The 21,291-nt window shown below is 71.5% G+C and carries 13 protein-coding genes; 6 read left to right on the forward strand and 7 right to left on the reverse strand.

The genetic code is table 11. The features are described 5' to 3' along the window. Positions 1-25: 25 nt before the first annotated feature. Positions 26-4,960 carry an NAD-glutamate dehydrogenase gene (locus ACIPJI_RS00105; RefSeq protein ID WP_402243670.1) on the forward strand — a complete coding sequence of 1,645 codons (4,935 nt, stop codon included), beginning with the start codon at positions 26-28 and terminating at the stop codon, positions 4,958-4,960. A gap of 57 nt (positions 4,961-5,017) precedes the next feature. Here ACIPJI_RS00105 and ACIPJI_RS00110 read toward each other — a convergent pair whose 3' ends face one another. Genes ACIPJI_RS00110 through ACIPJI_RS00120 form a run of 3 tightly spaced genes read right to left on the reverse strand, consistent with a single transcriptional unit; the run spans position 5,018 to position 7,818 of the window. Further along, entirely contained in the window at positions 5,018-5,989 is a 972-nt protein-coding gene (locus tag ACIPJI_RS00110; protein ID WP_356622041.1) for a serine/threonine-protein kinase, read from the reverse strand. Positions 5,990-6,029: 40 nt separating this feature from the next. Further along, entirely contained in the window at positions 6,030-6,884 is an 855-nt protein-coding gene (locus ACIPJI_RS00115; RefSeq protein ID WP_402243672.1) for an ABC transporter ATP-binding protein, read from the reverse strand. Then, entirely contained in the window at positions 6,877-7,818 is a 942-nt protein-coding gene (locus ACIPJI_RS00120) for an ABC transporter permease (RefSeq protein ID WP_402244693.1), read from the reverse strand. Before ACIPJI_RS00120 ends, ACIPJI_RS00115 begins: the two co-directional genes overlap by 8 nt. Positions 7,819-7,977: 159 nt before the next feature. Between ACIPJI_RS00120 and ACIPJI_RS00125 the strand changes: the two genes are divergently transcribed. The 4 genes from ACIPJI_RS00125 to ACIPJI_RS00140 all read left to right on the forward strand — a co-directional run bounded on the left by ACIPJI_RS00125 (position 7,978) and on the right by ACIPJI_RS00140 (position 11,971). After that, the gene (locus ACIPJI_RS00125) at positions 7,978-8,583 is read left to right on the forward strand and encodes a TetR/AcrR family transcriptional regulator (protein ID WP_307706703.1); all 606 of its coding nucleotides are present in this window, start codon (positions 7,978-7,980) and stop codon (positions 8,581-8,583) included. A gap of 162 nt (positions 8,584-8,745) precedes the next feature. Beyond that, positions 8,746-10,002, forward strand: coding sequence for a glycosyltransferase family 39 protein (locus ACIPJI_RS00130; protein WP_402243674.1), 1,257 nt, complete (start codon positions 8,746-8,748; stop codon positions 10,000-10,002). 30 nt (positions 10,003-10,032) lie between these two features. After that, positions 10,033-11,562 (forward strand): methyltransferase domain-containing protein, encoded by a 1,530-nt coding sequence (locus ACIPJI_RS00135; RefSeq protein ID WP_402243675.1) that lies wholly within the window; start codon positions 10,033-10,035, stop codon positions 11,560-11,562. 34 nt (positions 11,563-11,596) lie between these two features. Next, entirely contained in the window at positions 11,597-11,971 is a 375-nt protein-coding gene (locus ACIPJI_RS00140) for an SMR family transporter (protein ID WP_229834870.1), read from the forward strand. Positions 11,972-12,097: 126 nt separating this feature from the next. Here the strand turns inward: ACIPJI_RS00140 and ACIPJI_RS00145 are convergent, their stop codons facing one another. The 4 genes from ACIPJI_RS00145 to ACIPJI_RS00160 form a co-directional block, all read right to left on the reverse strand. Beyond that, positions 12,098-12,997, reverse strand: coding sequence for a carbohydrate ABC transporter permease (locus ACIPJI_RS00145; RefSeq protein WP_402243676.1), 900 nt, complete (start codon positions 12,995-12,997; stop codon positions 12,098-12,100). Further along, entirely contained in the window at positions 12,994-14,340 is a 1,347-nt protein-coding gene (locus tag ACIPJI_RS00150; protein ID WP_356622035.1) for a sugar ABC transporter permease, read from the reverse strand. The genes ACIPJI_RS00145 and ACIPJI_RS00150 overlap by 4 nt, the downstream gene beginning before the upstream one ends. A gap of 4 nt (positions 14,341-14,344) precedes the next feature. Then, the gene (locus ACIPJI_RS00155; protein WP_307706697.1) at positions 14,345-15,709 is read right to left on the reverse strand and encodes an ABC transporter substrate-binding protein; all 1,365 of its coding nucleotides are present in this window, start codon (positions 15,707-15,709) and stop codon (positions 14,345-14,347) included. A 209-nt stretch (positions 15,710-15,918) separates the two neighbouring features. Continuing rightward, positions 15,919-19,176, reverse strand: a complete 3,258-nt coding sequence (locus ACIPJI_RS00160; protein WP_402244695.1) for an FHA domain-containing protein — start codon at positions 19,174-19,176, stop codon at positions 15,919-15,921. Positions 19,177-19,610: 434 nt separating this feature from the next. Between ACIPJI_RS00160 and ACIPJI_RS00165 the strand changes: the two genes are divergently transcribed. Further along, positions 19,611-21,233, forward strand: coding sequence for a serine/threonine-protein kinase (locus ACIPJI_RS00165; RefSeq protein WP_356622034.1), 1,623 nt, complete (start codon positions 19,611-19,613; stop codon positions 21,231-21,233). Positions 21,234-21,291: the final 58 nt, after the last annotated feature.

Here is a 21,291-nt window from a genome sequence, read left to right on the forward strand (position 1 = left end):
CGGCGCGCGACAGGAGCCAGAGGACATGCAGACCAAGCTGGACGAAGCCAAGGCCGAGCTGCTCGCACGGGCCGCCCGGGTAGCTGAGAACAGCCCGGCCGGGGGGCACCTTCCGACTGGGACAGAGCAAGGGAAGCGTCCTGACCGGGACACCCTGCTCACGTACCTCCAGCGCTACTACCTGCACACAGCTCCGGAGGACCTCACCGACCGCGACCCGGTCGACGTCTTCGGTGCGGCACTTTCCCACTACCGGCTGGCGGAAAACCGCCCGCAGGGCACCGCTAACGTCCGCGTCCACACGCCGACCGTGGAGGAGAACGGCTGGACCTGCAGCCACTCCGTCGTGGAAGTCGTCACCGACGACATGCCCTTCCTCGTCGACTCCGTCACCAACGAGCTCTCCCGCCAGGGCCGCGGCATCCATGTCGTGATCCACCCGCAGGTCGTCGTCCGCCGTGATGTGACCGGCAAGCTCATCGAGGTCCTGCCCTCCGACACGCACGCCAAGGACCTCCCGCACGACGCCCTCGTCGAGTCCTGGATCCACGTCGAGATCGACCGCGAGACCGACCGCGCCGACCTGAAGCAGATCACCGCCGATCTGCTGCGTGTCCTGTCCGACGTCCGAGAGGCCGTCGAGGACTGGGAGAAGATGCGCGACGCCGCGCTGCGCATCGCCGAACAGCTGCCTGACGAGCCCAAGGCCGACGACCTGCCGGAGCAGGAGGTCGAGGAGGCCCGGGAGCTGCTGCGCTGGCTCTCCGCCGACCACTTCACCTTCCTCGGCTACCGGGAGTACGAGCTCACCGACGCCGACGCGCTGGCCGCCGTCCCCGGCACCGGCCTCGGCATTCTGCGCTCCGACCCGCCGCACCACGAGGACGAGGCCCACCCGGTCAGCCCGTCCTTCAGCCGGCTGCCGGCCGACGCCCGCGCCAAGGCCCGTGAGCACAAGCTGCTCGTGCTGACGAAGGCCAACAGCCGCGCCACCGTGCACCGCCCCAGCTACCTGGACTACATCGGCGTCAAGAAGTTCGACGCCGAGGGCAACGTCGTCGGGGAGCGCCGCTTCCTCGGCCTGTTCTCCTCCGCCGCGTACACCGAGTCGGTGCGCCGCGTGCCCGTCGTCCGCCGCAAGGTCGCGGAGGTCCTGGAGGGCGCGGGCTTCTCGCCCAACAGCCACGACGGCCGCGACCTGCTGCAGATCCTCGAGACGTACCCGCGTGACGAGCTCTTCCAGACGCCCGCCGACCAGCTGCGTGCGATCGTCACCAGCGTCCTCTACCTCCAGGAGCGCCGCAGGCTGCGGCTGTACCTGCGGCAGGACGAGTACGGGCGCTACTACTCCGCGCTGGTCTACCTGCCGCGTGACCGCTACACCACCGGTGTGCGGCTGCGCCTGATCGACATCCTCAAGGAGGAACTCGGCGGCACCAGCGTCGACTTCACCGCCTGGAACACCGAGTCGATCCTCTCCCGTATCCACTTCGTGGTGCGGGTCCCCGTCGGCACCGAGCTGCCGCACCTCACCGACGCCGACACCGAGCGCATCGAGGCGCGCCTGGTCGAGGCGGCACGCTCCTGGGCCGACGGCTTCGGCGAGGCGCTGAACGCCGAGTTCGGCGAGGAACGCGCCGCCGAGCTGCTGCGCCGCTACGCGGGCGCCTTCCAGGAGGGCTACAAGGCCGACCACTCGCCGCGCTCCGCCGTGGCCGACCTGGTCCGCATGGAGGAGCTCGCCGAGTCCGGCAAGGACTTCGCGCTGTCCCTGTACGAGCCGGTCGGGGCGGGCCCCGGCGAGCGGCGCTTCAAGATCTACCGGACCGGTGAGCAGGTCTCCCTGTCCGCGGTGCTGCCGGTGCTGCAGCGCCTCGGCTGCGAGGTCGTCGACGAGCGCCCGTACGAGCTGCGGTGCGCCGACCGGACCCACGCCTGGATCTACGACTTCGGGCTGCGCATGCCGAAGACCGGCGCCAACGGCGACTACCTCGCCGACGACGCCCGCGAGCGCTTCCAGGACGCCTTCGCCGCCGTGTGGACGGGCGAGGCCGAGAACGACGGCTTCAACTCGCTGGTGCTCGGCGCGGGGCTCAACTGGCGCGAGGCGATGGTGCTGCGCGCGTACGCGAAGTACCTGCGCCAGGCCGGTTCGACCTTCAGCCAGGACTACATGGAGGACACCCTCCGCAACAACGTCCACACCACCCGGCTGCTGATCTCGCTGTTCGAGGCGCGGATGTCGCCGGACCGTCAGCGGGCCGGCACCGAGCTGATCGACGGGCTGCTCGAGGAGCTCGACGGCGCGCTCGACCAGGTCGCCAGCCTCGACGAGGACCGCATCCTGCGTGCCTTCCTCACCGTCATCAAGGCCACCCTGCGCACCAACTTCTTCCAGGAGGCGGCAGGCGGCGCCCCGCACGGCTATGTGTCGATGAAGTTCGACCCGCAGGCCATCCCGGACCTGCCGGCGCCGCGCCCCGCGTTCGAGATCTGGGTGTACTCGCCGCGGGTCGAGGGCGTCCACCTGCGCTTCGGCAAGGTCGCCCGAGGCGGTCTGCGCTGGTCCGACCGGCGTGAGGACTTCCGTACGGAGATCCTCGGCCTGGTCAAGGCGCAGATGGTCAAGAACACCGTGATCGTGCCGGTCGGCGCCAAGGGCGGCTTCGTCGCCAAGCAGCTGCCCGACCCGTCGGTGAACCGTGACGCCTGGCTGGCCGAGGGCATCGCCTGCTACCGGATCTTCATCTCGGCGCTGCTCGACATCACCGACAACCTGGTCGCGGGCGAGGTCGTCCCGCCGGCCCAGGTGGTCCGGCACGACGAGGACGACACGTACCTCGTGGTGGCCGCGGACAAGGGCACCGCGTCGTTCTCCGACATCGCCAACGAGGTCGCGGTCGCGTACAACTTCTGGCTCGGTGACGCCTTCGCGTCCGGCGGCTCCGCCGGATACGACCACAAGGGCATGGGCATCACGGCCCGCGGCGCCTGGGAGTCGGTCAAGCGGCACTTCCGCGAGCTCGGCCACGACACCCAGACCCAGGACTTCACGGTCGTCGGCGTCGGCGACATGTCCGGTGACGTGTTCGGCAACGGCATGCTGCTCAGCGAGCACATCCGGCTCGTCGCGGCGTTCGACCACCGCCACATCTTCATCGACCCGAACCCGGACGCGGCCCTCTCGTACGCCGAGCGCCGCCGGCTCTTCGAGCTGCCCCGTTCCTCCTGGGCCGACTACAACAAGGAACTGCTGTCCCACGGCGGCGGCATCCACCCGCGCACGGCCAAGTCGATCCCGGTCAACGCGGCGATGCGCGAGGCCCTCGGCATCCGCCCCGGCATCGCGAAGATGACTCCGGCCGAGCTGATGCAGGCCATCCTCAAGGCCCCGGTCGACCTGCTGTGGAACGGCGGCATCGGCACCTACGTCAAGGCCTCCACCGAGTCGCACACCGACGTCGGCGACAAGGCCAACGACGCCATCCGCGTCAACGGTGAGGACCTGCGGGTCCGGGTCGTCGGCGAGGGCGGCAACCTGGGTCTGACCCAGCTCGGCCGGATCGAGTTCGACCGCAACGGCGGAAAGATCAACACCGACGCCATCGACAACAGCGCCGGCGTCGACACCTCCGACCACGAGGTCAACATCAAGATCCTGCTCAACGGCCTGGTCGCGGACGGCGACATGACCGTCAAGCAGCGCAACCAGCTGCTGGCGCAGATGACCGACGAGGTCGGCGCGCTGGTGCTGCGCAACAACTACGCGCAGAACACCGCGCTCGCCAACGCGGTCGCCCAGTCGCCGTCCCTGCTCCACGCCCACCAGCGGTTCATGCGCCGCCTCGGCCGTGACGGACACCTGGACCGGGCGCTGGAGTTCCTGCCCAACGACCGTCAGATCCGTGAACTGCTGGGGGCGGGCAAGGGACTCAGCCAGCCCGAGCTGGCCGTCCTCCTCGCCTACACGAAGATCACGGTGGCGGACGAGCTGATCGGGACGGACCTGCCGGACGACCCGTACCTGCGGCGGCTGCTGCACGCCTACTTCCCCAAGCCGCTGCGGGAGCAGTTCGGCGAGGCGATCGACGCGCACGCGCTGCGCCGCGAGATCGTGACGACGGTGCTCGTCAACGACACGGTCAACACCGGTGGTTCGACGTTCCTGCACCGGCTTCGTGAGGAGACCGGCGCGTCGATCGAGGAGATCGTGCGGGCGCAGACCGCGGCTCGTGAGATCTTCGGGCTCAGCGCGGTGTGGGACGCGGTCGAGGCACTCGACAACCAGGTCGCGGCGGACGTCCAGACCCGGATCCGGCTGCACTCGCGCCGTCTCGTCGAGCGCGGTACGCGGTGGCTGCTGGGCAACCGGCCGCAGCCGCTGGAGCTGGCCGGGACGATCGAGTTCTTCGCGGAGCGCGTCGAGCAGGTGTGGACAGAGCTGCCGAAGATGCTGCGGGGCGCGGACCTGGAGTGGTACCAGGGCATCCTCGACGAGCTCACCGGGGCGGGCGTCCCCGAGTTCCTCGCGCTGAGGGTGGCCGGCTTCTCGTCCGCCTTCCCGACGCTCGACATCGTGGCGATCTCGGACCGCACCGGCCAGGACCCGCTGGCGGTCGCCGAGGTGTACTACGACCTCGCCGACCGGCTCTCCATCACCCAGCTGATGGACCGGATCATCGAACTGCCGCGGGCCGACCGCTGGCAGTCCATGGCCCGTGCCTCCATCCGTGAGGACCTGTACGCGGCGCACGCCGCGCTCACGGCCGACGTGCTGTCGGTGGGCAACGGGACCTCGACCCCGGAGGAGCGCTTCAAGGCCTGGGAGCAGAAGAACGCGGCGATCCTGGGACGGGCGCGGACGACGCTGGAGGAGATCCAGAGCTCGGACACGTTCGACCTGGCCAACCTGTCGGTGGCGATGCGCACGATGCGGCAGCTGCTGCGCACGCACAGCTGACGGCCCTTCGCACGGACCCGGTCGCACCTTCGGGGGCGGCCGGGTCCGTTGCGTATGTCAGCCGTCGCCGCGCAGGCGGTGCAGCCAGCCGGTCCGCGGGTCGCGGGCGTCGGGCGAGGCCTTGGCCGACGCGCGGGCGACGGCCGTGACCGCCGAGGCGATGCGCTTCGGGAGCCACCCGGCCGTGGTGAAGCCCGGGCCGGTGCCGCACAGTTCGGCCACCTCCGCCGCTGTCGGGCGGTCCTCCGGGCGGGCCGCCAGTGCGGCGGCCAGGAGTCGGCGGAGGGCGGGCGGATGGGCGGAGAGGTCCGGGGGTTCGCGGTCGGTGCCGGCGATGCGGGTGGCGACGACCAGGCCGCCGCCCTCGCCGTAGGGGTGGCGACCGGTGGCAGCCTCCGCGGCGACGAGACCCAGCGTGAACACGTCGGAGGCGGGCGTGACCTGCCGGCCCAGCGCGTGTTCGGGGGACATGTACTTCGGCGTGCCCACCATCCGCCCGACGGTGGTCAGTACGGACGTGCCGTCCGCCGCGCGCGCGATGCCGAAGTCGAGCAGCCATGGCCCTTCAGCGGACAGCAGCAGGTTCCCCGGCTTCACGTCACGGTGGACGAGGCCCGCGGTGTGCACGGCGTCCAGCGCGCGAGCCGCCCCGGCCGTAAGCCGCAGCACGCACTCCGGGGGCAGCGGCCCGTGGCCGGCGAGGGCGTCGTCCAGGGGCAGGCCAGGGACGTAATGGGTGGCGAGCCACGGCAGGTCCGCCTCCGCGTCGTGGTCGACGACCTGGACCAGATGCGGGCCGCTGACCCGCCGCGCGGCCTCCACCTCGCGGGCGAAGCGCCTGCGGAACTTCTCGTTCCGGGCGTGCTCGCGGCGGATGAGCTTGAGGGCGACGGGATGCGACGCGCCGTCGCGGCTTCGCGTGAGGAAGACGGTTCCCATGCCGCCCTCACCGATCCGTGCCCGGAGCGGGTATCCGGCGATCTCGCGCGGGTCGTCGTCCCGCAGTGGCTGAGGCCCTCGACCGCCCATCCCAACCGCCCCCTCGGCTGTCCGGCACCGGCAGTGGAGCCTACCGCGCGGGCTGCTTCGCGGTCCCGGTCCCGGCGCCGCCCTTGTTCGCGGCGCCGCCCTTGTTCCCGGCCGCCGTGAACTCCTCGTACGCCGCCACGACTTCCTTCGCCGGGCCGTCCATCCGCAGGACCCCCGCTTCCAGCCAGAGCGCGCGGTCGCAGCTCTCGGTGATGGTCGCATTGCTGTGACTGACCAGGAAGACCGTGCCGGCCTCCCGCCGCAGTTCCTCGATGCGCTGCCGGCTGCGGCGGCGGAAGCGGGCGTCGCCGGTGGAGAGCGCCTCGTCGATGAGCAGGACGTCGTGGCTCTTGGCGGCGGCGATCGAGAAGCGCAGCCTGGCACCCATGCCGGAGGAGTACGTACGCATCGGCAGCGAGACGAAGTCGCCCTTCTCGTTGATGCCGGAGAAGTCGACGATGTCGTCGTAGCGGTCGCGGATCTGGTCGCGGGTCATTCCCATCGCGAGGCCGCCGAGGATGATGTTGCGCTCGCCGGTCAGGTCGGACATCAGCGCGGCGTTGACGCCGAGGAGGGACGGTTGCCCGGCCGTGTAGACCTTGCCCTTCGCGGTCGGCAGGAGGCCGGCGACGGCCTTGAGCAGGGTGGACTTGCCCGAGCCGTTGGAGCCGATCAGGCCGATCGCCTCGCCCCGGTACGCGGCGAAGCTGACGCCCTTGACGGCGTGCACCTTGCGTACGCCGGGGTGCGTGCCGCGGGAGACGATCCGGCTGAGGGCGGAGGTGGCGCTTCCCCGGCCGGTGCGGGGGCCGTTGACCTTGTAGGTGATGTGGACGCCGTCGACGACGACGGTGGGGGTGGGGTCTCCGGTCGGACGGGTCGGGTTCTCAGCCACGGCCGTACTGCTCCTCAGCCTTCCAGAAGTACAGGAATCCACCGGCTCCGCAGAGCACGGCCCACGTCAGGGCCGCGGCCCAGACGTGCGGCGGCAGCCGGTCCGCGGTGAACGACTCGATGAACGCGAAGCGCACCAGGTCGATGTAGAGCGCGGCGGGGTTGTACTGCAGCGCGAGAGCCACCAGGTGCGGCAGGTCGCGGTCGCCGACAACCTTGTCGACGGACCACATCACGCCCGACGCGTACATCCAGGTGCGCAGCAGGAACGGCACCAGTTGGGAGACGTCGGGGGTACGGGCGGCGACGCGTGCCATGGCCATGGACAGGCCGGTACTGAAGACCGCCTGGAGCAGCAGCGCGGGGACCGCGAGCAGCCAGGAAGCCGTCGGGAGCTGGCCGAAGCCGACGAGGATCACGACCAGTGCGCCGAGCGAGAAGAGCAGTTGCTGGAGCTGTTGCAGGGCGAGCGCGACGGGCAGCGCGGCGCGCGGGAAGTGCAGGGCTCTGACGAGGCCGATGTTTCCGGAGATCGCGCGGGTGCCGGCCGTGATCGTGTTGGCGGTGAAGGTCCAGATGAACACGCCCGTGACCAGGAACGGCACGAAGTCGGGGACATGGTGTGCGGTGCCGAGCAGCACGCCGAAGATCAGGTAGTAGACGGCGGCGTTGAGCAGCGGGGTCATCAGCTGCCAGAGCTGCCCGAGGCGGGCCTGGCTGTACTGGGCGGTGAGTTTGGCGGTCGCGAACGCGGTGATGAAGTGTCGCCGCGACCAGAGCTGTCCGACGTAGGCGGGGAGGCCCGGCCGGGCGCCGCTGACGGTCAGCCCGTGGCGCGCGGCGAGCGCGGCCAGGTCGGTGGGTGCGGCGGGAGCGGGTGGGCCGGCAGGGGCCGTTCGTGCCGGGTCCGCCGGGGGTGCGGTAGGGCTGGCGATGGTCACGCAGGCTCGCTTTCGAAGCGCGTGCAGGGGCGGGGCGCGGTCCGGAGCCTCGATGGGACCGATGGAACGGGACCGTATCGTCGCTACGGGAACAGTAGGACGTCTTCACGTCGGAACGCAACCGTTTCGTCGTCGCCGCGTATGCTCCTGGGCATGACGACCGACCCCAGAAGCCCACGACGCGCCCCCGCAGGAGCCGCCGTGCTCCGGGAGGACGTGACCGACGCCATCCGGGCCGCCGTCTTCGACGAATTGGCAGCGGTCGGCTTCGCCCGGATGTCGATCGAGGGCATCGCCCGGCGGGCCGGTGTCGGGAAGACGGCCGTCTACCGGCGCTGGAAGTCGAAGCTGTCCCTGGTGCTGGACCTCGTCTCGGCCTTCGCGGCACAGGGTCTGCCGGCGCCGGCGACGGGATCCCTGTACGGGGACGTACGCGCCCTGCTCGAGGTCGCCGCGCACGCGCTGCGCCATCCCGTGGCCTCGCAGGTCATCCCCGACCTGCTGGTGGAGGCGGCGCGCAACCCCGAGATCGCGGACGCGATCAAGGCGGCGCTGCTGGACGGCCAGCGGGGCGTGGCCGCTCTGATCGTCCGGGACGCGGTGGCGCGCGGCGAACTACCGGAATCGGCGGACCCGGACCGGGCGCTCGACGTGATCGTCGGACCGCTGTACTGGCGGCTGGTGGTGGTGCGGGGCGAGCTGCCGGACGGCTACCTCGACGACGTGGCACGGGGAGCCGTGGCGGCGCTCCAGGCCTGAGACGCCGCGGGGCCGATGCTCGAGGCGATCGGCCGACCCCGCCGTACGGGTGATTCACGTGCCGGGAATGCACCGAAGATCGCAGCGCAGTCAACTCCCCGGCATTTAAGTGTGTTTATCGGTGCGAGATGTTGACGTTCCGGATTGCTACGTTCGGCGGCCATGGACCTGCGAACGCGAACGGCAACGGCGACGCTCGATGTGCGAGGAGCCAGGATCCTCGTCATCGGTGTCTCCGCGCTCGCTCTCGTCGCCAAGATGATTCTCGCGGCCCAAAAGCGCGGACCGGCGGACGTCCGCATCTTCGACGCCTTCGCCACCGCGATCGCCCAGGTCGGACCGGTCCGCATCTATGAGCACCCGATGCCGCGCCTGCCCGTCTACAACCATCCGCCGCTCGCGAGCTGGATGCTCGCCGGATTCCATGAACTGGAGAATCTCGGAATTCCGTTCGGCAGCCTGATCCGTGCGCCGGCCTGCCTCGCCGATCTCGTCTCTGCCCTGCTCGTTCTCGAGATCCTGCGCCGCCGCCGCACACTTGCGACGGCCACGGCGTGCGCGCTCGGATGTGCCCTCAGTCCCGTCCTCTTCGCCACCTCCGGATATCACGGGAACACCGACTCCGTCGCCATCATGTTCATGCTCCTGGCGGCCTTCCTGCTCGTCGACCGCCGTGCCCCGCTCGCCGCCGGCGTCGCCGCGGCGCTGGCCGTGAGCGTCAAGCTCGTCCCGGTCGTCGCGATCCCCGCCCTGATCGTGGCGGCGGTGCGGGCGGGCCGTCCGGCCGCCGTCCGGTTCTGCGCGGGTCTGGCGGCCGTGATGCTGCTCCTGTGGGGGCCGGTGCTGGCGGCCGTACCCGTCCCGTTGCGGGAGAAGGTCCTCGAGTACGAGGGCGGGCGGGCCAGGCTGTGGGGCGTCGTACGCTTCGCCGATCTGGCGGGCGCGTCCGACTCGTTCGTCGAGGCCCTGCACAGCGACTTCCATCTCCTGGTGGTGCTGGCGTGCATGGCCGCGGGTGCCTGGCTCGCCTGGGTGCGCCCCACCGGCGCCGCGTACGCCGTCTCGCTCTCCCTCACGCTGCTGCTTCTGCTCAGCACCGGCTCCGCCGTGCAGTACCTCGCCTGGCCCGTCGTCGGCCTCTGCCTCTTCGGACTGTGGGAGGGCCTCGGCTACGGGCTCGTCGTCGGCGTCACCACCGTCATCGTCTACGCGGGCGCGAGCGCCGTCCGCTGGAACGACTGGGCCTTGCATCTGGCAGAGGCGGGATGGCTGCTGCTCGCCGCCGGGATCGTGAGCGGCGTGCGCCGGGCGCTGACCGAGCCGCCGGCGCCCGCCCCGGGAGAGCACGTACCCCTCGTCGCCCAGCGCAGCGACCGGCCCGCCGCCCCCGCCCCACCCGTCGACCGACCGCACCGATGACCCGCGCCAACGGAGAGTAGAGAAGCCCCAGTGAAGGAAATCCCAAGCCCGCGGATCGGCATCCTCGTCGTCGCCTACAACGCGGAATCCACGCTGGAGAAGACGCTCGACCGCATCCCCAAGGACTTCCGGTCCCGTATCGCCGAGATCCTGATCCTCGACGACGCGAGCAGCGACGGGACGTTCACCGCGGGCTGCCGCTGGTCGCAGCTGGACGGCATGCCGCCGACCGTCGTCATGCGGCACACCAAGAATCTCGGCTACGGCGGCAACCAGAAGGCCGGCTACGCTCTCGCCGCCGAACGGGGCCTGGACATCGTGGTGCTTCTGCACGGCGACGGCCAGTACGCCCCCGAGCTGCTGCCCGAGATGGTCGCCCCCATCGAACGCGGCGAGTGCGAGGCGGTGTTCGGCTCCCGGATGATGCGCTCCGGCAGTGCGCTCAAGGGCGGCATGCCGTTCTACAAGTGGCTCGGCAACCGCGTCCTCACCCGCTTCGAGAACGGTCTGCTCGGCTCACGGCTCACCGAATTCCACTCCGGCTACCGCGCCTACAGTGTCGCGGCGCTGCGCAGGCTGCCGATCGACCGGAACACCGACGCCTTCGACTTCGACACCCAGATCATCGTCCAGCTGCTCGACGCCGGCATGCGGATCAAGGAGATCCCCGTCCCCACCTACTACGGCGACGAGATCTGCTACGTCAACGGTCTGCGCTACGCGAAGGACGTCGTCAAGGACGTCCTCGAGTACCGGCTGGCCCTCAAAGGCTTCGGCACCTGCCCCTGGATCCCCAAGCCGGTCGACTACGCCTTCAAGGAGGGCGACGGCTCCTCGCACTCCGCCATCCTCAAGATCATGCGAGGGCTGCCGCCCGGCCGGGTCCTCGACGTCGGCTGCTCCGGCGGCCTGTTCGCCGAGCGTCTCGAAGACCTCGGCCACACCGTGACCGGCCTGGACTTCGTCGAGGTGCCCGGCGTGCGGGACCGCTGCTCCGAATTCCTCCTCGCCGACCTGGAGGAGGGCCTGCCGCCACAGGTCGGCGCCGACTACGACTACGTGGTCGCCGGGGACGTCATCGAGCACCTGTCGCGGCCCGAGCACGTGCTGCGGGAGCTCCGGGAGGTGCTGCGTCCCGGCGGCCGGATGCTGCTGTCCGTGCCCAACTTCAGCCACTGGTACTCACGACTGAGGGTCGCTTTCGGCGCCTTCGGCTACGACCGGCGGGGCATCCTCGACGAGACCCACCTGCGTTTCTTCACCCGCAGCAGCCTGCGCCGCACCGTGCGGGCCGCCGGCTTCGACCAGCTCCAGGTCACCTCGACCGGCGCGCCCTTCTGGTCCGTGCTCGGCGGCGGCACCGTCGCCAGGACCCTCGGCGGGATCTCCCGGCTGCTGACCCGTGTGCGGCCGACACTCTTCGGCTACCAGTACGTCGCCGTGCTCACCCCGCACGCGGCGCAGACGATCGTCGCCGGGGAGCACGTCGATGTCCAGGACATTCTCAACCACCAGTACGTCCCCGCCGGACTCGCCGGCCGGGTGGGCGCCGGGACCTGACGCCGGGCTCCGACCGCCGCCCAGGAGGAAGAACTTGACCCTGCCCAGCGTGCTGCTGCTGCTCTTCGCGGTCTTCTCGTCGGCGGCCGGGCAGATCATGCTGAAACACGGCATGCGCTCGGCGGCCGCCGTGGCGGAGCACAGCGGGGGTTCGCTGATGACGCGCGCCGCGACGACGCCCTGGGTCGTCGTCGGCCTCGTCGTATTCGGCGTCTCCGCGGTGGCCTGGATGTCGACGCTGGCCCAGGTGCCGCTGAACATCGCCTATCCGTTCAACGCGCTCGGCTATCTGCTGATCGTGCTGGCCAGTTCCACCGTCCTGCACGAGCGGACCTCGGTGTGGACCTGGGCCGGTTCCCTGATGGTGGTGGCCGGGCTGGTCACGGTCATGGCCGGGCAGCAGCGCTGAGCGCGTACCGCGGCTCGGTGCCGTGCGCCTGCCGGGACCGCGTCACGCGGTGGGCGGCCCGGTCACGGGGTGACCGGGCCGCCGCTCGCGAAGGACGGTGTGCCGTTGTCCGTGTCCGTCAGCCGGTTACTTGACGGCGCCCGCCATCACACCGGAGACGAACTGGCGCTGGAAGGCGAAGAACACCGCCAGCGGGATGATCATCGACAGGAACGCGCCGGGCGCGAGCACGTCGATGTTGTTGCCGAACTGCCGTACCTGACGCTGGAGCGCGACGGTGATCGGGGCACTCTCCGAGTCGGCGAAGATCAGCGCGACCAGCATGTCGTTCCACACCCACAGGAACTGGAAGATCCCGAGCGAGGCGATCGCCGGGGCGCCCAGCGGCATCACGACCCGCGTGAACAGACGCATCTCGCCCGCGCCGTCGAGCCTGGCCGCCTCCAGCAGTTCCCGTGGGATCTCCGCGAAGAAGTTCCGCAGCAGGAAGATGGCGAACGGCAGACCGAAGGCCACATGGAAGACGACCACGCCGATCGTCGTCTCGAAGATGCCGATCACACCGAAGAGTTCGGACACGGGGACCAGCGCGACCTGCACGGGGACCACCAGCAGGCCCACCACGACCATGAACCACCAGTCGCGGCCGGGGAACTCCATCCAGGCGAAGGCGTATCCGGCGAGCGCCCCGATGACCACGACCAGCACGGTGGCCGGGACCGTGATCACCACCGTGGACAGCAGGGAATCGGTGATGGTCTCGTTCTGCAGCAGCCGTGAGTAGTTCTCGGTGGTGATCTCGGCGGGGGCGGTGAACACCTTCCACCAGCCGCTCGCCGCGATGTCGCCGCTGTCGCGCAGCGAGGAGAGCAGCAGGCCGATGGTGGGCATCAGCCAGAACAGGGCGGCGAGGATCAGGAAGACACGCAGTGCGCCGCCCCCGGCGGCGGCCGCGATCCGGGCGGCGACGGACTGCTTGGCCCTGATCGGGGAGCCGCTCTTCGCCGCGGTGTCGCTCGTGCTCATCGCCGGGTCTCCCTTCGCATCCGCCGGACGTTGAAGAACATCACCGGCAGCACCAGCAGAAGCAGCAGTACCGCGATCGCGCTGCCGAGGCCGAGGTCCGCGTCGGTGCCGAAGGAGGAGCGGTAGAGCTGGAGGGCGAGGACGTTGGCGTCGTCCTGGGAGGAGCCCGGCGCGATGATGAAGACCAGGTCGAAGATCTTCAGCACATTGATCATCAAGGTGACCAGGACGACCGCGAGCACGGGCGCCAGCAGGGGCACCGTGATCCGCCGGAACACCTGCCATTCACTGGCGCCGTCGACGCGTGCCGCCTCCAGGAGCTCGCGCGGCACACTCGCCAGACCGGCCGCGATCAGCACCATGGCGAAGCCCGCCCACATCCACACGTAGCTGCCGATGATCGCCGGGGTCACCAGGGACGGGCCGAGCCAGTCGACGCCGTTGTACGGCTCGCGGAAGTTGTCGGCGGGCAGCCGCAGCAGCGCGCCGTCGGCGGAGGCCGGGAGGGTGAAGGTGCCGTCGGCGGCGGCACGGGTGTCCGCCACCACCTTGCCGTCCTTGACCGCCTCGATCTTGAGGCCCTTGAGCCCGAGCTCCTGGGTGTCGACGACATTGGGTCTGCCGCCGCCGCCCCGGGTGAAGTCCAGCCAGGCGGTGCCGTGGATCTCGCCGTCGCCCGGCTCTGCCGCCTTGGCGGGTTCCGCGTCGGACGGCATCTTCGCGGGCGCCACGCCGATCAGCGGAAGCTGCACCGGTGTCCCGGCGGAGACCGGCTCCTTGGTGACGAACGCGCCGCCGCCGGCCGCCTCGAGCGGGTGCACCGGCAGGGGCCGGGCCCGTGGATATCCGGCCGACTCCTCGAAGGTGTCGTGCACGCCCACCCAGATCGCGTTGGCCACACCGCGCTCCGGGTCCTGCTCGTAGACGAGCCGGAAGATGATGCCGGCGGCCAGCATCGAGATCGCCATCGGCATGAAGACGATCAGCTTGAACGCGGTGCCCCAGCGGACCCGTTCGGTGAGCACCGCGAATATCAGACCGAGGGCGGTGGAGACCGTCGGTGCGACGACGACCCAGATCGCGTTGTTCTTGACCGCGGTCAGGATGGTGTCGTCGGTGAAGATCTCCACGTAGTTGTCGAGTCCGGCGAAGCCGGCACCGGACTGGTCGAAGAAGGACCTGTAGAGCGAGTACCCGATCGGGTAGACCACGAGCGCGCCCAGCAGCACGAGCGCGGGCAGCAGAAAGCCGGCCGCGACTATTTTACGTGTTCCTGTCACGCTCTTACGCTGACGGGCGGGGGGCTCCGGACGAGCCGGGCCCCCCGCTGTGACGGCAGACACGACCTCAGCTCTTGTACGCCTTGGCCGCTTCGGCCTCCAGCCGCTGCTGGGTGCCCGCGACGTCCTGCGGGTTCTTCAGGAAGTCCTGGAGGATCTTCCACTCGCCCTTGCCGGGCGTCCCGCCGAACGACTGCGGCATCTGGTCCGACATGTCGAAGCGGAAGTCGTCGCCCGCCGCGATCAGCGCCTTCGCGATGTCCCGCTGCACATCGTTCGGGTACGCGGCCACGTCCAGCGACTTGTTCGGCGAGATGAAGCCGCCGGCCGCCGCCTGGATCGCCGCGGCGTCGGGCGACGCCAGGAACGTCAGCAGCGCCTGGGCGCCCTTGCTGTCCGTCAGGGCCACAGCCGCGTCCCCGCCGGTCACCACCGGCGGCTCCGCGCCGACGGCCGGGAACGGGAAGACCTTCGCGTCCGTACCGATCTTCGCGTCGGTCTGCGCGATGTTGACGGTCACGAAGTCGCCCTCGAAGACCATCGCGGCCTTCGGGGCGTCACCGCCGCTGAACGTCTGGGTGACGGATGCAGGGAACTCCGTCTGGAGGGCGCCGTCCGTGCCGCCCGCGATCAGATTCGGCTTGCCGAACAGCTCACCGAGCGTGGTGAGGGCGTCCTTCACCGACGGGTCGGTCCACTTGATCTCGTGCTTGGCGAGCTGGTCGTACTTCTCCGGTCCCGCCTGGGAGAGGTAGACGTTCTCGAACCAGTCGGTCAGTACCCAGCCGTCCGCTCCGGCGATGGACACCGGCGTGACACCCGAGGCGGAGATCGTCTCCGCCGTGGACATGAAGTCCTTCCAGGTCTTCGGCGGCGTGGCCCCGGCATTCTCGAAAACGGTGTTGTTGTACCAGATCAGGGACTTGTTCGCGGCCTTGTAGTACACGCCGTACTGCGTGCCGTCGACCGCGCCGAGGTCCTGCCAGCCCTTGGAGTAGTTCTTCGCCAGCTGCTCCTTGGCCTCCGCGCCGACGGGCTTGGCCCACTTGCGCGCCACCGCCTGCTGGATCGCGCCGACCTGAGGCAGCATCGCCACGTCGGGCGGGCTGCCGCCGGCGATCTTCGTGCCGAGGAAGTTGACGATCGGGTCCTGCGCGGGGACGAAGGTGACCGTCGCGCCCGTGCGCTTCTCGAACTCGTCCAGGACCTTGGTGAAGTTCTCCTGCTCCGGGCCGCTCCATACGGCGGCGACCTGGATCTTCTCGCCGTTCAGCTTGGGCAGCTGGACCGACGAGGGCGACTCGGTGCCCTTGGTCGGGCCGCCGTCCCCCGGCTCTCCGCCGTCGCTGTCGCCGCCGCATCCGGTGAGGGCGAGAGCGCCGATCGCGGCGAACACCACTGCGGCCCTGCTCGTACGAAGAGTTCTGCGCATTACTGCCCCGTCTCTCCTGTGCGCTGCTTCCGACTGACCTGTTGCGCTGTCCCGTTGCGCCGGACCGGTTGTCCGACGTCCCGTTGCCGGTCCGTGCCGACAGGTCTACGCCCGCGATACGGGTGTCGCAATACCGCCCCGGGGCCCTATCACTCTTTCGTGATGCCCTCGTGACGTGATGTCAGGTCAAATGGCCGCAGCGCCGCCCGTCAGGGATGCGCCGGCGTCAGCGGCCCCACCGGCGCCGCGTCCACCGACCGCGCCGCGCGCTCCAGCGCACTGGCCAGCAGTGCCAGGTCGGTCGGCCCGTTGCCCAGTTCCCGGACGGGGCGGCGGGTGGGTGGATCGCCCATCCGCTCCCACTCGAGCGGAACGACAGTGGGTCTCAAGGTGGCCGTACGCGGGATGCGACCGGTCACCCGGCCGCTCTGGAACGGGGTGACGCGGCCGTCCGGATGCCCCAGCCTGCCCCGGCCGGGAGCCGGGTCGTCAGGGCCGGGCGCGACCGGCGGCGCCTCCAGCACGACCCGCAGCCGCGCACCCTCTGCCAGCTCTGTGTCCGCCGTGCGTTCCGGCCGCGACGACGTGGCCACGAGGTGGACGCCCAGACGGGCGCCGTCCCTGGCCACCGAGTCCAGGGCCCGCACGACCGAACCTGCCGCCGGCCGGCCCGGGCTGCCCAGCGCCGGGGCGACCAGCGCGTCGAAGTCGTCGACCAGCACCACCAGACGCGGCAGTGGATCCGGCTCCTGGCTCCGCGTACGCCCGCCGGGACGGAGCCTGAGCGTCCCCGACGAGGGGGAGTCGATGTCGCCCCGGTCGGCGGCTTCCGGTGACGTCCGCTGGCCCACCATCCGGCCGGCGACCTCCCACCGGGTGCGCCACTCGGCGAAGTCGGTGACGCCCGCCTCGTCCAGCGCGGCCGCCCGGCGCTTCAGTTCCGCGCCGAGCGCCTGCGCGAACGCCCGCATCCGCACCGGGTCGTTGGCCACCAGGTGCTCGGTCACATGCGGCAGTTCGGTGCAGACGGTCAGCCCCTCGCCGCGCTCTCCGCCGGCTCCGTCGACCAGCAGCAGGCCGAGCCGGTCGGGGCGGCCCGCCGCGGCCAGCGACGCGGCGACCGAACGCAGCAGTTCCGTACGGCCGCTGCCGGCGGGGCCCTCGATCAGCAGATGCGGGCCCTCCTGCGCCAGGTCGACGGCGAGCGGGCCGCGGGGACCGGCGCCGAGGACGACGGTGCCGTCGCAGGCCGCCGCCCAGCGAGCCATCAGCGAGGCCGGGGTGGCCCGCGCCAGCTCCAGCTCGTCCAGCAGCCGCGCGGACTGCGGCAGTACCGCGGCCCGGCCGGGCCGGACGCTCGAGCCCTCCGCGCGCAGCGGGGCGAGCGCCCTCCCGAAACGCTCCGCCCAGGCGGCGGACACCGCGTCGACCACGCCGACCATGCCGTGGCCGGCGGGCTGCCCGGAAGCGACCCGCATCAGGCGCAGCGCGGTGGCCACGTCCCCGCTGAGCAGGGCCACGGCCCCGCACTCACGGAAGGGCAGCGAGGCCGCGCAGGCCGCCTCGTAGGTGGCTGCGACGGGGGAGAGCGGGGAGGCGGCGGGCGTCTCCGCCAGGCAGATCAGATGGATCCCGGCAGCCTGACCCGCGCCGGCCAGGCGGGCGGTGGTCTCGCGCAGCGCGGCCGAACCGGGATCCCCGTCGACGATCACGACCGTGCGGGGGCCGTCGTGGCGCGCGGCGGCCTCGGCGACGGTCCGGGAGTCGGCGCTCGCCCAGCCCGTGCCGAGCGGGCCGTCGTCCAGACGGCGCGTCAGTTCCGCGGCGCGTGCGGTGGCCTGGTCGCGGTCGTAGGCGAGCAGCAGCCGGCAGTCCTGGCCGTGGGCCGGGCGCAGATGCGGCAGCCAGCCGAGCCAGGACCACTCCGCCTTGCGCTCCTCCAGGGACCGGGCCCGGTCCGCGCTGATCAGCACGATCTCGAGGTCACCGGGCGAGTGCAGCGCGGCGAGCTGCGCCACGGCGGACCTGGCGAGGCCCGCGAGCCGCGCGCGCGGACCGGCGAGGCCGAGCGACCCGGCCTCCCTGAGGGCGACGGTCACGGGCACGGACGGCAGTTCGGCGCGGTCCGCCGTGCCGAGCCTGAGGACGAGCGACTCGGGGTGCCGCGGGCCGCGCTCCCACAGCCTGGGGCCGGGGCCCAGCGCCGTGAGCAGTACGGCAGCCGGGTCGGGCCAGCTCTCGACGGTGGGCGCGGCGGAGCGGGCCGCGGGGTCGCTCATGCCGCTCGCCGGCGGGGCGACGGCCTCCCGGCCGCCGGCCAGCCGCCTGGCCCAGGCGCCTATGCCCCGGCGCCGGGGCGCCTCTGCCGGCTCGTCCGTCCCGCGGGCGGGCGCGCCCTCGGGGTGCGGCTCGCCGGGCCGGTCCGGGACGCGGTCATGGGCGTCGTACGCGTACTGCGCCGGTACGCGGGGCGCGGTGTCGTCGCCGAGGGGGGCGTGCATGTGGTGCGTCCGGGACGAGTCACCGTGCGCCGGGGCGGCGGCCGGGCGGCCCGATCGATCCGGCGGCTCCGTGATGGCGTGGCCGTGTGCGGGTGTCACCACGGCGTCGGTGCGGTACGGCCAGGTCGCCGGGCCGCCGTCGGGTGCCCGGTGGGACCGGCCGGTGTCGGCCTGCGGCGTGTCGTCCCCGCCGTAGGGCGAGGCCCATGAAGGCACCGGCCGTGTCCCGTGGGGGGACGCGGGGCCCGCGGCCCCCGCCTCGTACGCGCCCGCGGAGCCGCCCGGACCTGGCAGGGGCCCGCCGTCGACGGCGGGGGACGCCGGACCCGGGACGCGGAGGTGACCCTCGCCGTCCGGGGTGGTGGGGAGGGCCGGGGGAGGCGTGCCGGGGGAGAGGCGCAGGGTGGACTCGCCCAGCCGGAGCAGCGCACCGGCGGGCAGGCGCACCGGGCGGGCGTGCACGGAGGTGCCGTCGACCGTGGTGCCGTTCGTGGAGCCGAGGTCGGTCACGGTGACCCGGCCGTCGTCCGCGACTGTCACCGCGCAGTGCAGCCGGGAGACGTCCGGGTCGTCCAGCGGTACGTCGGCGTCGGCAGAGCGGCCGATGCTGATCCGGCCGCCGTGCAGCAGATGGACCCCTCCGGCGTCGGGCCCGGCCACGACATGCAGCTGTGCCGACACCTCGCCGTCGTGGGTCTCGTCGTCCGCCGGCGTCTGGAGGGACAGCACCGCGCCGTCGACCAGCGGCGGTTCACCGAGCGTGCGGCGCTGCGGGTCGAGGCGTTCCTGTCCCGCGTAGAGGACGACGGTGCCGGAGACGTCGGGGCCGGAGACCGCGGCGGCGAGACCGGAGGCGACGGCGGCGAGCGCGGTACCCGCCGGCGCGGTCACGATCACGTCGCAGGGGCGCGCGGCGGGCGCGGACTGTCCGCCGCGCGGCGCGAGAACAGTCAGCCGGATCTGCATCGCCGTCAGCCATCCCTTCTGCGCGGGGTGCCCGGCAGGGAAGCCGCCCGGATCGCCCCCACCCGGCAGGTCGGCACGCGCCAGGGGCTCCCTCCCCACGGCTCCGTGCTGGAGGCATCCTCGCATCCGCCACCGACAACACGCCCGCCGCCCACCCATAAGTGATCTTGACCGGTCGGCCCGGGTGACAAATCCGGACGGAAAAGCACGTGGTGGTATCCCGTAAAGGTCATCTTGAGGAACTACGGACGGAGGGGATCGTGATGTTCAGTGCGCGCGGACCCGGCAACCATCCGTACGATGCCCGCGTCTGTCCATCGAACAGGGGCGACCGGACGGACACCCCCTAAAGTGGGTGGACAGACCCGGTGGGCCGAAATCATCCGGCGGACCGGGACCCATATGAGGATCACGATCAGCAGGGAGCGCATGACGTGCGGCCGGTAGGCAGCAAGTACCTGCTCGAGGAGCCGCTCGGGCGCGGCGCCACGGGCACCGTCTGGCGAGCCCGTCAGAGGGAGACCGCGGGCGCCGAGGCGGCCGTCGCGGGCCAGCCCGGTGAGACCGTCGCGATCAAGGTCCTCAAGGAGGAGCTGGCGAACGACGCGGACGTGGTGATGCGTTTCCTCCGGGAGCGCTCCGTCCTGCTCCGCCTCACCCATCCGAACATCGTCCGGACCCGGGACCTCGTCGTCGAGGGCGATCTCCTCGCCCTCGTCATGGACCTGATCGACGGCCCTGACCTGCACCGGTACCTGCGCGACAACGGCCCGCTCAGCCCGGTCGCCGCCTCGCTGATGACCGCCCAGATCGCGGACGCGCTCGCCTCCAGCCACGCCGACGGCGTCGTCCACCGTGATCTGAAGCCGGCGAACGTGCTCCTCAAGACGGACGCCAACGGTCAGATGCACCCGATGCTGACCGACTTCGGCATCGCGCGCCTCGCGGACTCCCCGGGTCTGACCAGGACGCACGAGTTCGTCGGCACCCCCGCATACGTCGCACCCGAGTCGGCGGAGGGCCGCCCGCAGACCTCGGCGGTCGACATCTACGGCGCGGGCATCCTGCTCTACGAGCTGGTCACCGGGCGCCCCCCGTTCGCCGGGGGCACGGCGCTCGAGGTACTGCACCGCCACCTCAGCGAGGAGCCGCGCCGCCCCTCGACCCTTCCTGAGCCGCTGTGGACGGTCATAGAGCGCTGCCTGCGCAAGGAGCCCTCGGAGCGGCCCAGCGCCGAGAACCTCGCCCGCGGTCTGCGTACCGTCGCGGCCGGGATCGGCGTGCACGCGAACGCCGCCCAGGTCGACGCCGCCCTCGGTGTCGCCGCGCTCCTCGTGCCGGACCCGGCGCCGGCGCCGGTGCCGCAGGCCCCCGGCGCCGCCGACCCGACGCAGGTGTTGCCGAACACCGGCGGCAGCAGTGCCTACGACCCCTCAGCGGCGACCAGCGTCATGCCGCAGACCGGGCAGCCCGGTGGCACGGCCGACCCGACCGCCGTGATGCCGCCCGTGCCGCCGGGACCGGAGGAGCCGCACCCCTGGCAGTCCCAGCTGCGTGCGGCCCGGGACCGCAACGAGCAGACGCAGGTCCAGTACCTCGACCCGAGCCAGGACCCGCTGCGCCGGCGCCCGCAGCGCCAGGCCCCGCAGCAGCCCCCGCAGAACCGTCCGCAGCGGCCCCAGCAGCAGTACGCGCCGGCGCCGCAGCAGCGTCCGCAGCACCAGCCCCAGCGTCAGCAGTACGCACCGCCGCCTCAGCAGCAGCAGTACGCACCTCCGCAGCAGCCGCCGGCGCAGCGCCCGCCCCGTCAGCCGAGGCAGCGCGCCAACCCGATGCGCATCCCCGGGCTCGGCTGCCTCAAGGGCTGCCTGTTCACGGTGCTGCTGTTCGTCGTGGCCGGCTGGCTGATCTGGGAGCTGACCCCGCTCCAGGACTGGGTCGCGGAGGGAAAGAGCTACTGGGACGCGATCGGCGACGGCATTTCGACGGTCACGGACTGGATCTCGAAGCTCGGCGAGGCGAAGGACACCGCCGACCAGATCGGTAACCAGCAGTAACTCTGTCGTTTTGTCGACTTCTGCGGGCTCATTTATCCCGCAGAAGTGGAGGTTGGTG

It is taken from the genome of Streptomyces sp. NPDC086835 (assembly GCF_044745705.1).
GTDB lineage: Bacteria > Actinomycetota > Actinomycetes > Streptomycetales > Streptomycetaceae > Streptomyces.

Coding starts and splice junctions, on each gene's coding strand:
- ACIPJI_RS00105 (WP_402243670.1), top strand. CDS start 26: ATGCAGACCAAGCTGGACGAAGCCAAGGCCGAGCTGCTCGCACGGGCC.
- ACIPJI_RS00110 (WP_356622041.1), bottom strand. CDS start 5,989: ATGGGCGGTCGAGGGCCTCAGCCACTGCGGGACGACGACCCGCGCGAG.
- ACIPJI_RS00125 (WP_307706703.1), top strand. CDS start 7,978: ATGACGACCGACCCCAGAAGCCCACGACGCGCCCCCGCAGGAGCCGCC.
- ACIPJI_RS00130 (WP_402243674.1), top strand. CDS start 8,746: ATGGACCTGCGAACGCGAACGGCAACGGCGACGCTCGATGTGCGAGGA.
- ACIPJI_RS00145 (WP_402243676.1), bottom strand. CDS start 12,997: ATGAGCACGAGCGACACCGCGGCGAAGAGCGGCTCCCCGATCAGGGCC.
- ACIPJI_RS00155 (WP_307706697.1), bottom strand. CDS start 15,709: ATGCGCAGAACTCTTCGTACGAGCAGGGCCGCAGTGGTGTTCGCCGCG.
- ACIPJI_RS00160 (WP_402244695.1), bottom strand. CDS start 19,176: ATGCAGATCCGGCTGACTGTTCTCGCGCCGCGCGGCGGACAGTCCGCG.